Here is a 295-nt window from a genome sequence, read left to right as displayed (position 1 = left end):
GCGTTGCAGTTGTCGGAATGGTTTTCTTCGGATCAATCGCTGCCCTTCAAACAGTTTGGAGCTTAGCTGATTTCTTTATGGGACTAATGGTATTTACAAACCTAATTGCCATCTCATTCCTTAGCAAATTTGCCTACGCAGCTTTAGTAGACTATATTAAGCAAAAGAAACAAGGCAAGGATCCTGTCTTCCTTGCAAGTTCTATTCCTGGCTTAAAGAATACAGAGTGCTGGGATGGACAGGATGTAGAAGAAAAGAAACAGGCTGTGTAACAAATAAAAGCGGAGGCGGCTCG

Annotated in this window: 1 protein-coding gene; it reads left to right on the top strand. The window is 42.4% G+C overall.

Annotated elements, in window-relative coordinates; all coding sequences use genetic code 11:
* Nucleotides 1-272, top strand: a 272-nt coding sequence (locus tag V7038_RS29085; RefSeq protein WP_335696058.1) for an alanine:cation symporter family protein, incomplete at its 5' end; no start/stop codon positions are given.
* Between the last annotated feature and the right edge of the window lie 23 nt (nt 273-295).

The organism is Bacillus sp. JJ783 (assembly GCF_036963225.1).
In the GTDB taxonomy this organism is placed as follows: Bacteria; Bacillota; Bacilli; order Bacillales; family Bacillaceae_G; genus Bacillus_A; species Bacillus_A cereus_U.
This window is presented reverse-complemented; position numbering and strand designations above follow the sequence as displayed.